Below are 15,301 nucleotides of genomic sequence, written 5' to 3'. Positions count from 1 at the left end.
TATATTGTAGCCTGGGTGCAGCAAAGCGGAACCCGGGCTACAATAAACTCTAATGTTCTCTTGTCGCATGAAACTTAATTTTAGGATAACGCTCTTCAGCCATTGTTAAATTAACACGCGTTGGAGCAAGATACATCAAAGCATCGCTTCCATCTAAAGCCAAATAATCATGTGCTTTGGTTCGAAACTCACTCATTGCCTTATCATCATCAGAGTAAACCCAACGTGCACAAGCGACATTCACTGTTTCATAAATACAATCCACTTTATATTCATGTTTTAAGCGATGAGCTACCACGTCAAATTGCAACACACCTACTGCTCCCAGGATTAACTGGTTGCTATTTAATGGTCGAAATACTTGTGTTGCACCCTCTTCAGATAATTCAATCAAACCTTTTAATAACGCCTTACTCTTTAAAGGATCTTTTAGACGCACCAACCGAAACAGCTCAGGGGCAAAATTAGGAATACCAGTGAATTTTAATTGCTCTCCTTGAGTAAAGGTATCACCTATGCGAATGGTTCCATGATTATGTAAACCAATAATATCACCAGGTAAAGCAACCTCTGTATGTGAGCGATCACCCGCCATAAAAGTTAATGCATTCGCAATTTGCACTTCTTTACCAATACGTAGGTGATTGAGCTTCATTCCTTTTCTATAAGCTCCGGAGCAAATTCGTAAAAAAGCAATTCTATCCCTATGCTTGGGATCCATATTAGCCTGGATTTTAAACACAAATCCGCTGAACGCATTTTCATCAGAAGATACGATACGCTCTTGGGCTGTCCGCGGTTGTGGACCTGGAGCATAGCGTACGTAATCATCCAATAATTCTTTAATACCAAAATTATTAATCGCAGAACCAAAATAGACTGGTGTCATTTTACCTGCTAAATAAGCTTCCAAATTGAACTCATGAGAAGCCCCCTTTACTAATTCAATTTCTTCACGCAACTCTTGGGCACTTTCGCCCAATATTTCATCCAGCTGAGGATTATCCAAGCCTTTAATTTGCATTGCTTCTTGTTTTTGTGCATTTTTTCCAGGTTGATATAGATAAACGATATCTTCATAGCGATGATAAATGCCTTTAAAACGTTTGCCCATACCTACAGGCCAAGTAACCGGAGCACATTGAATCCCTAACACAGATTCAACCTCATCCAGCAAATCAATAGGCTCACGGCCTTCACGATCCAGCTTATTAATAAAAGTCATAATCGGTGTATCGCGCAAACGACAGACTTCCATCAATTTAACTGTTCTATCCTCAACCCCTTTAGCAACGTCAATAACCATCAAGGCAGAATCTACTGCCGTCAAAGTACGATACGTATCCTCAGAAAAGTCCTCGTGTCCTGGGGTATCTAACAAATTCATGACATGTTGATTATGTACAAACTGCATTACCGAAGTAGTAATAGAAATACCACGTTCTTTTTCCATTTCCATCCAGTCTGAGGTCGCATGCCGATCGGCTTTACGTCCTTTTACAGTTCCAGCCAATTGAATTGCACCTCCGAACAAAAGTAATTTTTCGGTTACAGTTGTTTTACCTGCGTCAGGATGAGAGATAATTGCAAAGGTGCGTCGTGTATTAAAATCCTGATAAAAATCGGACATGAAGTTCTCTAAATATAATATGATTGTATGTAGTGAATTTTAAGCCATTCCTGAACAAATACAAGACGAAGCCAGTGTTTCTTAGGCAAACACTACTCGAAAAGAGGCGATTTACCTGAATAAAACGGGATTTAAATAGTCTTTACCCCTTAAAAACGCTATGATTAAGCAAATTCATGGATAAAAATTTATAGGAGATAGTTGCTCATTATGAAACGCTGCGCTTGGGTTGGGACTGGCAAACCTTATTATGAAGAATATCATGACAAGGAATGGGGCATTCCCGTACACGATGATCAAAAACACTTTGAAATGCTCATACTTGAAGGGGCACAAGCAGGTTTGAGTTGGGAAACCATACTCAAACGGCGTGAAGCATACCGCAAGGCATTCAAACACTTTGATCCTCATGCTGTGGCAAAAATGAGCGATGAAGAATTAAACAACTTGCTTCATGATTCCGGGATTATTCGTAATCGTCTTAAAGTTTTTTCAGCACGCAAGAATGCCATAGTATTTCTGCAGATCGCCCAAGAATTTGGTTCTTTTGATAACTACATTTGGCAATTTGTAAATGGAAGTCCCAAAATAAATCATCCCAAAACACTTCAAGAAGTCCCCGCACGTACAGCTGAATCTGACGCCTTATCCAAAGACTTGAAAAAAAGAGGGATGAGTTTTGTCGGCTCAACAATTATGTATGCCCACATGCAAGCAGTAGGTTTGGTTAATGATCATGTTATCGATTGTTTTTGCAAGAATCGCGAGCACAGTGCATAGATTCTGGAAAAAAATAAACTGATTTAAACAACGCACTTCGACGTGAACGTATGCGTACCCCAAAAGTAGGCTGGGCTGTTAAGCCCAGCCATTTTAAAATAAATTCTTACTTCCGAAGAAATATTTGGAATGCTGGGCTTAACAGCCCAGCCTACTTTTCAGAAGTATGAACGACCGCTCATCTAAGAAGACATTTTTTGCAAAATGTCTTCTATGGGCAACCCCATCACATTGTAATACGAGCCTTTTATTTCTTTAACAAACGTATCATACACATTCTGAATGCCATATCCCCCCGCTTTATCAAAGGGATCACCTGAATCAATATAATTTTGTATTTGCTGCTCTGTAAGCGTATGAAACGTAATATGGGTTGTCACACAATCAATCCACCATTTTTGCTCGGGTAAAAAAACTAGAGCATAGCCAGTGTAGACCTCATGCGAGCCACCACTTAACATGCACAGCATTCTATATGCATCTTCATGGTCGCGAGGTTTTTCTAAAATATGATTCTGATAAGCCACGGTAGTATCTGCTGCCAGAATTAAATCCGCTGAACCTGTTTCAACTTGTGATAAAATAGCTTGTGCTTTTTCCCTGGCAAGTCGCGTGACATATCCTTTGGCTTCTTCGTTTTTTTGTTGAATTTCTTCAATATTGGCTGGCATAACAACTGCAGACAGCCCATGCTCTTGCAAAATTTGCAAGCGTCTTGGGGAAGCACTGGCCAGAATTACTTTTAATAGATGATTCATTTTCATAGGTTTTATTTTTAGTTTATCCTAAATCAGCTCATGACTCTTTAACAAAGAATCTAAAAATAAAACCATTATACATACTTTATTTCTTGATCGCCGCAACAAACATCCATAGTGCGAGAATCGCTGTAATAATCAACGCAATAATACTGGCTGTCATTGAAAAATTGTGGCCTGCTACAGATACTTTCCAATGATAAATAATACGTAAAACATGGAGTACGGCAGCTAAAGCAAGAATAATTCCGGCAACAGTTAAAGGTGCTCTTTTATTCATTTTTTTCTCCGTCCATGATTTCTACCCCTAATTATAGACGAATTATGTGCTCATTTTTAATTATTGTTTGCATGTAATCGTGACGCATGAAACATTAAATGCTCTTCGATAAAGCTCGTGATAAAATAATAGCTATGATCATAATGCTCATGCATACGCAGTTTCAGCTCAACCCCTGCCTTCAAGCAAGCTTCCTGAAATAATTCGGGTTTGAGTTGCTCCTTTACAAAAGGATCCTGCTTCCCCTGATCAATTAAAATGTGTTGGTGCGGCCATCCTCTATCTATGATCAGTTCGCACGCATCATACTCTTTCCATTGATTTTTATTGTTACCCAAATAACCTGTGAGCGCCTTTTGTCCCCATGGGCATTGAGATGGAGCACAAATAGGTGCGAATGCAGAGACCGAACGATATTGCTTGGGATATTTCAATGCGAGAGTAAGCGCGCCATGCCCTCCCATTGAATGGCCGAAGATTCCGCAGGCTTGATGATTCAGCGGGAACTGTTGTTGCAACAGGCCAGGTAACTCCTCATGTACATAAGTTGCCATCTGATAGTGTTTTGACCATGGAGCTTGTGTGGCATCTACATAAAATCCGGCGCCAATACCAAAATCATAATGCTCCTGATCACCTGGCACATGAACTCCTCGTGGGCTAGTATCGGGAACAACCAGCGCAATACCTAATTGAGCAGCAACTCGTTGTGCACCAGCTTTAGTAATAAAATTTTGCTCTGTACAGGTTAGCCCAGAAAGCCAATACAATACAGGCACACTTTGTTTCTGTGCTTGAGGTGGTAAAAAAAGACCAAAACGCATCGTACAATGGGTCGAATCGGAGTGATGGGTATAGACCCGTTGAATACCACCAAAGCAATAATGTTCTTCAATAAGTTCGATAGTCATTTAATTTACTCCCCCAAACACACTTTAAAACGTGAGCACTGTACGGATTGATTGCCCTTGGCTCATTAAATCAAAAGCCTGATTAATCTCTTCAACAGGAAGAACATGGGTAATTAAATCATCTACATTAATTTTCCCTTGCATATACCAATCAACAATTTTAGGTACATCAGTGCGCCCACGTGCCCCACCAAATGCCGAGCCCTTCCATACCCTGCCTGTAACCAGTTGGAATGGTCTCGTAGAAATCTCCTGTCCAGCTCCAGCAACCCCAATCACAGTGCAAACGCCCCAACCTTTATGGCAGCACTCCAGTGCCTGGCGCATCAGCGTTACATTCCCTACACACTCAAAACTGTAATCAGCCCCTCCCTTAGTCAACTCAACAAGATGGGGTACTAAATCATTGCCGAGCTCTAAAGGATTAACAAAATCCGTCATGCCCATTTTTTCTGCCAAAGCCCGGCGCTGAGGATTAAGGTCGACCCCTACAATCTGCTCTGCACCAACCATGCGTGCACCTTGGATCACATTAAGCCCAATACCTCCCAAACCGAAAACAACAACCCGAGATCCAGGAGTCACTTTTGCAGTGTAAATAACAGCCCCAATACCTGTAGTCACACCACAGCCGATGTAACAGACTTTCTCAAAGGGAGCATCTTCGCGTATTTTAGCCACAGCAATTTCAGGTAAGACAATATAATTGGCAAACGTTGATGTCCCCATATAATGGAATATTTTTTTGCCATTAAGACTGAAACGACTCGTTCCATCAGGCATTAGCCCTTGACCTTGTGTTGTGCGAATTGATTGGCAAAGGTTGGTTTTCTGGGAAAGGCAATATTCACATTGACGGCATTCAGGAGTATACAAAGGGATCACATGATCACCTGGCTTAACGGAAGTAACCCCCGCCCCTACATCGACAATAACACCCGCACCTTCATGTCCTAAAATCGCTGGGAAAAGACCTTCAGGATCATCACCAGATAAAGTAAACGCATCCGTATGGCAAACACCTGTAGCTTTAATTTCAACAAGTACCTCACCCTTTTTAGGCCCTTCTAATTCAACCATTTCAATTGCTAATGGCTTTCCAGCCTCATAAGCTACTGCCGCCTTGACTTGCATCACCCCTCCCGTAACGATGGAAACATCATCTCAATTAACCGTAATCACGTAATTTCATTGAATCTAGGGTCTGTAAAACAGACTGAAAAGAGATAATTTAAATGCAGATGCCCCTCTTTAGCAATGAAAACCCGATCTAAAGTACAACTTATCAGTTCGCATTTATTTCCATTTAGTATTATTTTATACTTAGAGGCCAAAGTAATACTAAAGAGATTAAATAAGTCTCAACTATAGGAACTAGAGTATGATCATTCATAGTGAATTTAAGCCCGCATGGTGGCTCACCAATATGCATGGCCAAACTCTGTATCGAACGCTAACTCATCGTACAAATGCCATTGTCGACGCCTATGAACGACTTGAGTTGCCTGATGGTGATTTTATTGATTTAGCCTGGCGAACTAATGGATTAAAAAATGATGCGCCTTTAATTATTCTTTTACATGGATTAGGTGGCAGCGAGAACTCTGCTTATGTTGCAACCTTATTCGATGCATTCAATGAATCAGGTTATCGCGTTGTTTTGATGAACTTTCGTGGGGCAAGTAGAGAACCGAATCGCCTGCCACGTTTTTATCACGGAGGTGATACCGCTGATTTAGCTTTTTTGCTCAATACAATGAAACTTAGGGAGCCTACAACCAAAAAAGCAGTGGTAGGTATCTCTTTGGGTGGCAATGTACTCCTTAAATGGTTAGGCGAAACAGGCTCTCAATCTCTAATTGATGCTGCCGTTGCAGTTTCGGTGCCGTTCCAACTAAAAAACGTGGTTCAGAAAATAAATAAAGGATTTTCTCGCGTGTATCAAAACCATTTGTTAGAAAAATTGCGCACGGTTTTTTTACAAAAGTTGGATGTTGTAAATGACCAATTACCACTTTCAAAACAGAGGCTTTATTCAATCAAATCCCTATATGAATTTGATGAACAAGTCACCGCCCCATTGCATGGGTTTGCCAGCGTAGATGAGTACTATCAAAAATCCAGTTCACGACAGTATCTCCCTCAAATCCAAACCCCTACGTTAATTATTCATGCTCAAGATGATCCTTTTATGACATCTGACATCCTTCCAACGTCCAAGGAATTATCTCCTGATATTCTCTTAGAATTGAGTCAATATGGAGGTCATGTAGGATTTATCGCCGAGAAAAGACAAGGTTGGTTAGAACAACGCATTCCTAATTTTTTAATGGATTATTTACTGGTTCCTACTTATAGAAAAAATTAATTAATAACAACTCATTGCCTAAACAAGGCAACCAATGTTTTTTTAAATGAGTTAAGCAAAGCCAATGTTCCGACTTCAACTACTTGTTGCATTATCTTGCCACTCCATTGCTTTCGTGCCGCTTTCCACCCTATAAAAAAAGCAGAAACAAGCAAGAGCAAAGTAGCTATGTGGCAACGTGTTACCTTGCTTTTTGCAAAATACGCTTGATGCCCAGCCACTTCATTTTTCTGAGACAGTAACATCCTGTCCATCTGCGCAATTTGTGCTAGTATCTGCTTTCTCGAGTTGTTCATGTTCTACACTCTTTTCGGAAAAATATTCTCGTGTCTTAGGAAAACTCATACATTTTAAGTTAAAAGATAAATACTTAAGCAATCCAAGTAAAAACCCTATGTTGAGTAATAAAACTAGGGAAATGGATAACAGAAAACGATTAGAAGCCCAAAACGCTAAATACCCTACTAAGAACATTGCAGTTAACCATAGTGTAATTAACACCACAAACAGCATGCATATGTTCAGTAATAAGGGAAAAACGCTGAGCCCAGCTAGTTTTGCCTCAAGACGCATTAAAGACCAGGCTGTTTTAATAACAGATACTTTTGCAGCAACTAGAGCTTCTAACTGTTTTAAAGCTTCCATTACTTTTTCATTAGCCGCGATAATAAGTAGCCGATTCCGCCAGCGATTAACACAGAGGTCAATGGATTATCCTGTATTTTCTTTGCCAAACGATCAGAGTACTCTTTGACATTGTCTTCCACTTCATTAGCCTTAGATACCCCATCCTCATACAGTTGATTTACCCGTTTTTTCCCTTCGGTCAATAATTGGCTAGCAGCTGCTTCAAGATGATCTCTAGGAGTATATTCGTGTTTCTCATTGGAGCTTTTCATGTTAATGCCCTCCTTAGTTAACAATACGCCCTATCATAAAATGTCGTGTAACTTAATATATTAAATATAGTTATTGAATGAGATAAATCAATAACTATTTCCCTTTTTATTATGCAGCATTTTTTAAAATACCCTAAAAAAACGTTTTTTTATCAATTAGTTACTCTATAGTCGCTTAATCAAGAATAATGTCCTGAAAATGAGAGTTTAAATTGGGCAAGTTGATTAAAATAAAAAAAACAATACAATAAGCAACCATGATTAATAATGAGTAAACACTAATGTATTTAATGATTCTACATAATTTACTGCGTTTAGAGGAAGCTGCAAAAACTTATTACCTAAACAAAACCCAATATTTGGGGCAACAGCTTTCCTTTGATTTTGTTTTTTTTATGGATGTTTATCACTCCATTAAATCAATGCCGTTGGACAGCAAAAAAATTGAATTGATGGAACGTTTTCACAAAAATGTGTTCACACCTGTCTCTACTTTTCATCCTAAACTTAATTACTTTTTTAATTTTACAAATGATATTGCTCATTACGGACCATTAATTACACAATTAGACTCGCTACACAAACAAGCAACTGATCTCTTCAACCATTATTTTGATATAGAAAAACCTCTCTTTGATTGGCCAAGCTTTCATGATGCTCGCGCCCAAATCAGCAATATGACTCAAGACGCAGATAAACTCCAACTCATGCAATTATTTGAAAATGTAGTAATAACCATGAGTCAAATAGAACCTAAAACATATGCAAACTTTAGTTTTGCACCTGAGCTCGAAGAGAAAACAGGCTACCAACACAATTAAAATATATCCTGCCCAGAATACTTGTTATGAGCGTACTATCGAAATGAGATTGAGTACGCGCTCAAATACTACAGCAAGTAAAAATAATCAGCTTGTAGATTGTACGTAATAAACTATATTTTATTTAAGCGATAATTATTGGAAGACATATGAAATAAGGAGATAAGTATGTTGAATATTGATACAGAAACGATTCGTGATCTTCTTGATAAAGCACGACAGTTTCAAGCAAAAGAAGAGGTTAGTTTTCCTGAAGTCACAGAGGAAATGGATGCATTCTACGTATTGGCAGATTATCAAAATGATCCTGTTTATCAAGAAACTGTTGAATACATTGATAATTTACGTCTCGACCAACAAGCAACTTTAGTTGCCTTAATGTATTTAGGCCGTGGAGATTACACTCAGGACGAATGGGAAGATGCATTTAATTTTGCTCAGGAAGAAATGACTGATCATACCGGTGAATATTTATTATCCAGACCTACAGTCGCAGATGATATTAGCCGTGGTTTAAATATGCTAGGTATTGCGCCAAACGAATAGTTCTGCAAGGAGATGGCAATGCCCTTCGTTAACATAGGGACCTCGGGATGGAGTTTTAATGGCTGGAAAGAAATTTTCTATCCTCCATCTCTTGCAGAAAAAGATACGTTGGCATATTACTCCAGTGTCTTTGGCTCAGTAGAGCTCAATAGCAGTTTTTATCGCATACCCTCTCCAACATCCATTGAAAAATGGAAAGAAACCACTCCAGATCACTTTATTTTTTCGTGTAAAGCAAGCCGCTATTTAACACATATAAAAATGCTCAAGGACGTTCGGGATACAACTCTTTACTTTCTGCAGGTAATTGAAGGATTAGAAGAAAAACTAGGGCCTGTTTTATTTCAACTTCCGCCTTATTGGCCTTTTAATCTAGAGCGTCTGGAACAGTTTATTGAGACCTTACCTACATCATTTCATTATACGTTTGAGTTTAGAAATAAAAGTTGGTTACGTCAGGAGGTCTATGATTTACTTGCTAAAAAAAATATTGCGCTGTGTTTTTATGATTTTAAGGGATATCAGTGTCCAGAGATTATCACCAGCGATTTTATCTACTTACGATTACATGGACCACATCTCGAGCCTTACTCCGGTAATTATGAAGAAAAAACCCTACTCAGCTATGCCCATAAATTTGCCACATGGCAGCAACACGTGAAACAAATTTTTTGCTACCTCGATAATGATGAAAAAGTAGTTGCCCCTCATGACGCACAAGTACTGGAGCAATTAGTACGATTGACATTTAATAATCTTGATCAATAATTTACTGCGTTTGTGTTTTATTAGGGATGATAAATGAACAGTGACAAACAATACCAACAAAAATTACGTTCGGCAAAGGAAGCAGTAAATCTGATTCCGTCAACGGCTGTAATTTCCATGGGCATGCGTGTTTCGACTCCTCCCGCCTTATGCCATGCTCTTGCTGAACGTGCAAAAGCAGGCGATCTCAAGGAGGTAAAGGTCTACTATCTTCGCTGTGGTGATGTGGCTCTAAAGACAATTTTTCAAGAGGAATTGCTCCATATTATTAGACCCTACTCTTCGATGATGTCCAAAGGAGAAGTTGAACTGGCTGAACGCGGATATGCTTTAGGTAAAAAGCATATCAACTTCGTTCCGATCAGTTTTAGTCGTTATCCTGGTACCATTAAATCCATCACCAAGCTGGATGCATTCATAGTCACAGTCTCTCCTATGGACCAATTTGGTTATTTCAATTTAGGTACTAACGGCGATTATGCTATTGAACTGGCGCGTTACGCGAATAAATTAATCGTTGAAGTGAATGAAAACATGCCTAGAACAGCAGGCTCGACGTTAATCCATGTGAGTGAGATAGATGCCATAGTCGAAAATACCACTGCATTGTTAGAGGAGCCCTCAAAGCCTGCTAGTGAATTAGATCGGCAAATTGGCCAACACATTACCTCCTTAATCCCTAATGGAGCAACCATTCAAATGGGAATAGGCGGTGTACCTAACGCAGTGTGCGAACAATTAGGTGATCATAAGGATCTTGGCATACACACAGAAGTCATTACTTCCGGAATGATTGAGCTTATCCAGAAAGGGGTAGTTACGAATGCCAATAAAACATTAAATCCTTTCGTCAATGTATTTACTTTTGCGATTGGTGATAAACATTTATATGATTTTATTAACAATAACCCTTCCATGTTCTGCCTTCCAGTCTCCTATGTTAATGAACCAAACGTGATTGGGAAGAATAACATGATGACCTCCGTTAATGCCTTCATTGAGATTGATTTTAGCGGACAAGTCAATGCAGAATTTATTGGCCATCAATTTTCGGGTGTAGGCGGACAATTGGATTTTATTCGTGGCGTTCATTATTCCGAAGGTGGAAAAACAATAATTGCCAGCAGCTCTACCGCAAAAAAAGGAACCCTATCCAGAATTGTACCACGACTCTCCTCAATCGCCACAGATACACGACTTGATATTGATTATGTGGTCACGGAATATGGGGTAGCACAATTGAAAGGCCGTTCCACCACAGAACGAACTCGCCAATTAATTAAAATTGCCCATCCAGCATTTCGTGAGCAATTAGAACAACAAGCAAAACAGCAAGGATTTATTTAAGATGGATTTATCACTCTCACCTGCACTGCTCTTTACTCCGGGAAATAAGCCAAACCTTTTTGAAAAAGCACTGGCCTCAGGAGCAAATGGCCTTATTTTAGAACTGGAAGATGCCGTCCCTGCTGACGAGAAAGACAACGCTCGTGCACATATAATTCAGTTTTTAAAAACAAAACATCCAGAGTTACTCACTATTGTACGCATCAATCATATCACCACTGATGCAGGCCTTCCTGATTTACTCGCGTTCAAGCAAGAGGATATTTATTTTGATGCCATTTTATATCCCAAAACAGAAAGTGCCGAAGAGTTAAATATCATTTATAAAGTGCTCAATTTAGAAGCACGAAACATTAAGCTGTTAGCATTGATTGAAACAGCAAAAGGCTTGCTGAACTTAAACTCTATAGTAACGAACACCCCTGTCTCTGGTCTGCTCTTTGGTGCAGCAGATTTTGCTGTCGATATAGGGTGTCAAATGAGCTGGGATGTTCTTTTGTCGGCGCGCAATCAGATAGTCCAAGCTGCTGCGCTGGCGCACATTCCCGCCATTGACTCTCCTTTTTTCGATTTTACCAACGAGGAACAATTAATTTCGGAAGTGATTCGGGTTAAAGCACTAGGGTTTAAAGGAAAACTAGCCATTCATCCAAAACAAATTGCGCCCATAAAGCAACATTTTGCACCGAGCCCTGAAGAGATTGAGCGAGCAAAAGAAATTGTAGTGCTTTTCGAGCAATCTGGGGGCCAAGCATGTCAATATCATGGACAAATGATAGATATCCCTATCTATAAACATGCCCAAGAAGTGCTTAAATTATCAGCAAACTTAAGAAGGTAATGAATATGTCACATCAAAGCTATAGATCTCTTGGCAACAATCGCTTGCGTGAAGACTTCGGTTTTTATTTTGAAGATTTTGAAGTAGGACAAATTATTGAACATAGACCAGGACGAACCATTACTCAAAATGACAATATATGGTTTACCTTACTGACCATGAACACAGCCCAAGTGCATTTTGATGCACATTATGCGGAGCACACGGAATGGAAGAAACCTATAGTTGATAGCACATTCACACTCGCTATTATTACGGGAATGACTGTTAATACAATCTCCAAAAAAGTAGTAGCGAATCTGGAGTGGGATAAAGTCAAACTACTAAAACCAGTATTTGAGGGGGATACCATTTACGCTGAAAGCGAAATAAAAGCAAAACGCGAGTCAAAATCAAGACCAACTCAAGGAATAATTACCGTAGAAACACGCGGAATTAACCAGAATAAAGAATTATTTATGTCTTTTGAACGAACTGTTTTGGTATATAAGAAAGGTGGGGCGCCGGAGTACACAATTTAAATTATTGTTACCGCGTATCAGTCGGTGTAGGCTGGGCTGTTAAGCCCAGCATCTGCTAAGTTAACTCCTACTCCCAAAACTCCATTATGAAGCCCAATTGAAAAGAAATACTTCAGCGCATTGTTACATGCTGGGCTTAGCAGCCCAGCCTACGGTTATTGAGCTTTTTTTGTCACCGAATAACCTAGCACATACAGGGATGACGACGCAGTGTACCCATCCGCCTAAAAACTCAAAGAATTGAATTCAAACGCAAAGATTGTTTTATTTTCCAATAATCCTCCCATGGATCAGTCTTTAATGAAGCTAATCGTTTAGGCAACGTTTTAATTGTGAACTCCGTATCTCGTTTCTCTTTACTTAATTCATCCCAATGAATGGGAACTGCAACAGGTGCATGAATACGTGCTCGACTAGAATAAGGGCCAATTGCTGTAGCACCTCGTTGATTTCGCAAGAAATCAATAAATATCCTGCTGTTTCGCTTTGCTTTAGCCATCGTGCTTGTGTATTTGTCTGGATTCACTTGCGCCATAAACTCTGCAAAGACTTGCGTGAAATTTTTTACTTCATCCCAATTATATTCAGGTTCAATGGGCACCACTACATGTAAGCCTTTACCACCGGTTGTTTTAACAAACGAAGTGAGTTTGAACTCATCAAGATATTTCCTGATTTCAAAAGCTGCCTTTACTATTCCTACCCAGGTAACAGATGGCCCTGGGTCCAAGTCAAAGACAATAAAGTCTGGTTTTTCTATATGATGAACCAGACTTCCCCATGGATGAATTTCCAAAACATTCATTTGCACCAAACTGAAAAGCCCTTCTTTTGTATCTAAATAAACATAAGGTTCTTTCTCCTCTTTACCTTCTTTAGCTTCTATGGAAATAGCTTTTAACGTTTTAGGGGTTGAATCAGTATAATGACGTTGAAAAAAAACCTCGTGCCAGTTTTCGGGACAGCGCAGTAATGATAAAGGTCTATTGTTGATAAACGGCATTATGTAATTACAAACACACTCGTAATAATTCAATAAATCCTTTTTGGTAATACCATCCTCTGGATAAAACACTTTATCAGGATGCGTTATTTTGAAGGAATGGGCTTTGGCATTTTGAGTTGCCTCTTTTTTCATTTTTTTGTCTTGCGCCACCACGACAATCTTTTGCTCACGCAACACTTCTTCAGGTTTCTTATCCAGGCGCAATCCTTTGAAGCTGGGATGACGTAAATGCCCCCCCTCTGTCCAATGCGTGAACTCAATTTCAGCCACTAATTTGGGTTGCACCCACACGACGCCTTGAGAACCTGGTATCTTTTTATTGAAAGGATTTTGCTGGGTCAGAATTTTTTGCAACCGAGAAAAAATGTCCTTAAGTGATGACGCTGAGAAGCCCGTTCCCACATTTCCGGTATAGTCGAGTTTTCCTTGTTCATTATATACTCCCAAATACAATGCGCGGAAATATTTACGAGAGCCCGTTGGCACAGAGTAGCCACAAATGACAAACTCTTGTCGCAACAAAGACTTGATTTTAAGCCATCTTTTACTGCGTCCTGATAGATAAGGACTATCAATTTGTTTGGAAATGATTCCTTCAAGCCCGAGTTCACATGCACGATGAAAAAGGAAATCACCTTCTCCAATAATATGATCACTAAAACGAAGCGTTTTCTCCTGTCCTTCTAATATATTTTTTAAAATGGCTTTACGCTTTAATAAAGGCAATGCTCGTAAATCAAATTGATCGTAATACAAAATATCAAACAGATAATAAATAAATGGCGCCTTAGTGTTTGCTTTAATTGTATTTTGTAATAATTGAAAATCAGATTTTCCATGTGCATCAAGTAAAACGACTTCTCCATCGAATATGGCTTGAGACAAGGTCAATTCTTTAAGTGCATCAACTACAGATACTAAATCATTGGTCCAATCTATATTATTACGCGATTTTAAGTGGATATGATCATTATGAATCAAGGCAATAATTCGGTACCCGTCAAATTTTATTTCATGGGCCCAATCTGAACCCTCGGGAGCCTTATCTACCAACGTAGCTAATTGTGGTGCAACAAACCCAGGGAAAGGACTGACACTTAAGTGATTAGAAAGTTCTAGTGGATGCTTATTTTTCAGTTTTTTTTTATTCGACTCGCTGCTTTTACCGTATTGTTCCCCTATTTCATCTATAGAAAGATTAGTCATCACGCTATCTGGTTCTTCTTCAGTCACATCATATTCTTGCAGTTTTCGCGCAAATTTGTCTTTAAATTTAATTAAAAACCAGTGTGCTTCATCTTTAAAACGCACTAAGTCCCAACGTCCTTTTAATTTTTTGGCCTCTAATTCAAAACGCAAGTGTCCTGATCGATACGCTTTTTCAGGATCCGTATCAAGTGGTTTCCAAATGCCTTGATCCCATAACATCACATTGCCCGCACCGTACTGGCCCTTAGGTATAACTCCTTCAAAATATCCATATTCAAGAGGATGGTCTTCTACATGCATTGCAAGCCGTTTTACAGAAGGATCAAAACATGGGCCCTTGGGAACAGCCCAACTGAGCAAAACCCCATTTAGTTCAAGACGAAAATCATAATGCAGGTGGCTGGCGGCGTGTTTTTGAATCACAAATAAATGATCATTTTCAGAAGAAACAACACCACTGGGTTCAGGAGTTTTATTAAAGTTTCTTTTTTTACGATAAGGCTCAATTCCCATGTGCCACTCCATTCACCCTGATTATTTTAATTTTAAGAAAAATATTTAGAATTTCCACTTCTCTGTATTTCTCATGCAGAACAGAGTGATATGCCCATATGAC

Annotated in this window: 17 protein-coding genes; 8 read left to right on the top strand and 9 right to left on the bottom strand. The window is 39.3% G+C overall.

Features of this window, described 5'->3' with window-relative positions:
• Positions 1–49: 49 nt before the first annotated feature.
• Positions 50–1,630, bottom strand: a complete 1,581-nt coding sequence (locus Lste_RS02290; protein ID WP_058509470.1) for a peptide chain release factor 3 — start codon at positions 1,628–1,630, stop codon at positions 50–52.
• A gap of 210 nt (positions 1,631–1,840) precedes the next feature.
• On the opposite strand from Lste_RS02290, the gene Lste_RS02285 reads away from it, so the two are divergent.
• Entirely contained in the window at positions 1,841–2,410 is a 570-nt protein-coding gene (locus Lste_RS02285) for a DNA-3-methyladenine glycosylase I (RefSeq protein ID WP_058509469.1), read from the top strand.
• A 182-nt stretch (positions 2,411–2,592) separates the two neighbouring features.
• On the opposite strand, the gene Lste_RS02280 is transcribed toward Lste_RS02285, so the two are convergent.
• From Lste_RS02280 to Lste_RS02265, 4 genes are all read right to left on the bottom strand, one after another.
• Positions 2,593–3,174 carry a Maf family protein gene (locus tag Lste_RS02280; protein WP_058509468.1) on the bottom strand — a complete coding sequence of 194 codons (582 nt, stop codon included), beginning with the start codon at positions 3,172–3,174 and terminating at the stop codon, positions 2,593–2,595.
• Between the two features lie 79 nt (positions 3,175–3,253).
• Positions 3,254–3,448, bottom strand: a complete 195-nt coding sequence (locus Lste_RS02275) for a hypothetical protein (RefSeq protein ID WP_058509467.1) — start codon at positions 3,446–3,448, stop codon at positions 3,254–3,256.
• A gap of 56 nt (positions 3,449–3,504) precedes the next feature.
• Positions 3,505–4,359, bottom strand: coding sequence for an S-formylglutathione hydrolase (fghA, locus tag Lste_RS02270; protein ID WP_058509466.1), 855 nt, complete (start codon positions 4,357–4,359; stop codon positions 3,505–3,507).
• A 24-nt stretch (positions 4,360–4,383) separates the two neighbouring features.
• Positions 4,384–5,493, bottom strand: a complete 1,110-nt coding sequence (locus Lste_RS02265) for an S-(hydroxymethyl)glutathione dehydrogenase/class III alcohol dehydrogenase (RefSeq protein ID WP_058509465.1) — start codon at positions 5,491–5,493, stop codon at positions 4,384–4,386.
• A 247-nt stretch (positions 5,494–5,740) separates the two neighbouring features.
• Here Lste_RS02265 and Lste_RS02260 point away from each other — a divergent pair, with 247 nt between their 5' ends.
• Complete coding sequence (locus Lste_RS02260) at positions 5,741–6,727, top strand: hydrolase (RefSeq protein ID WP_058509464.1); 987 nt, start codon at positions 5,741–5,743, stop codon at positions 6,725–6,727.
• Between the two features lie 11 nt (positions 6,728–6,738).
• On the opposite strand, the gene Lste_RS02255 is transcribed toward Lste_RS02260, so the two are convergent.
• From Lste_RS02255 to Lste_RS02245, 3 genes are read right to left on the bottom strand one after another with little or no spacing between them, the layout of a single operon-like run.
• Positions 6,739–6,972 (bottom strand): hypothetical protein, encoded by a 234-nt coding sequence (locus Lste_RS02255; protein WP_237760403.1) that lies wholly within the window; start codon positions 6,970–6,972, stop codon positions 6,739–6,741.
• Positions 6,950–7,372, bottom strand: coding sequence for a hypothetical protein (locus Lste_RS02250; RefSeq protein WP_058509462.1), 423 nt, complete (start codon positions 7,370–7,372; stop codon positions 6,950–6,952). The genes Lste_RS02255 and Lste_RS02250 overlap by 23 nt, the downstream gene beginning before the upstream one ends.
• On the bottom strand, positions 7,372–7,626 hold the full coding sequence (locus Lste_RS02245; protein WP_058509461.1) for a hypothetical protein: 255 nt from the start codon (positions 7,624–7,626) through the stop codon (positions 7,372–7,374). Before Lste_RS02245 ends, Lste_RS02250 begins: the two co-directional genes overlap by 1 nt.
• 281 nt (positions 7,627–7,907) lie before the next feature.
• On the opposite strand from Lste_RS02245, the gene Lste_RS02240 reads away from it, so the two are divergent.
• The 6 genes from Lste_RS02240 (at position 7,908) to Lste_RS02215 (ending at position 12,470) form a co-directional block, all read left to right on the top strand.
• Positions 7,908–8,447, top strand: coding sequence for a hypothetical protein (locus tag Lste_RS02240; RefSeq protein ID WP_058509460.1), 540 nt, complete (start codon positions 7,908–7,910; stop codon positions 8,445–8,447).
• 168 nt (positions 8,448–8,615) lie between these two features.
• Positions 8,616–8,993, top strand: a complete 378-nt coding sequence (locus Lste_RS02235; protein ID WP_058509459.1) for a DUF3775 domain-containing protein — start codon at positions 8,616–8,618, stop codon at positions 8,991–8,993.
• Between the two features lie 18 nt (positions 8,994–9,011).
• Positions 9,012–9,761 (top strand): DUF72 domain-containing protein, encoded by a 750-nt coding sequence (locus tag Lste_RS02230; RefSeq protein ID WP_058509458.1) that lies wholly within the window; start codon positions 9,012–9,014, stop codon positions 9,759–9,761.
• A 33-nt stretch (positions 9,762–9,794) separates the two neighbouring features.
• Positions 9,795–11,108 (top strand): acetyl-CoA hydrolase/transferase family protein, encoded by a 1,314-nt coding sequence (locus Lste_RS02225; RefSeq protein WP_058509457.1) that lies wholly within the window; start codon positions 9,795–9,797, stop codon positions 11,106–11,108.
• 1 nt (position 11,109) lies between these two features.
• Complete coding sequence (locus tag Lste_RS02220) at positions 11,110–11,949, top strand: HpcH/HpaI aldolase/citrate lyase family protein (protein WP_058509456.1); 840 nt, start codon at positions 11,110–11,112, stop codon at positions 11,947–11,949.
• Positions 11,950–11,954: 5 nt separating this feature from the next.
• Positions 11,955–12,470, top strand: a complete 516-nt coding sequence (locus tag Lste_RS02215; RefSeq protein WP_058509455.1) for a MaoC/PaaZ C-terminal domain-containing protein — start codon at positions 11,955–11,957, stop codon at positions 12,468–12,470.
• A gap of 232 nt (positions 12,471–12,702) precedes the next feature.
• On the opposite strand, the gene ligD is transcribed toward Lste_RS02215, so the two are convergent.
• Positions 12,703–15,198: a DNA ligase D gene (ligD, locus tag Lste_RS02210; protein WP_058509454.1), complete on the bottom strand. Its 2,496-nt coding sequence runs from the start codon at positions 15,196–15,198 to the stop codon at positions 12,703–12,705.
• Between the last annotated feature and the right edge of the window lie 103 nt (positions 15,199–15,301).

The organism is Legionella steelei (assembly GCF_001468005.1).
Taxonomy (GTDB): domain Bacteria; phylum Pseudomonadota; class Gammaproteobacteria; order Legionellales; family Legionellaceae; genus Legionella; species Legionella steelei.
The sequence above is the reverse complement of the archived record's forward strand: the minus strand, read 5'-3'. Positions and strand labels throughout refer to the sequence as shown.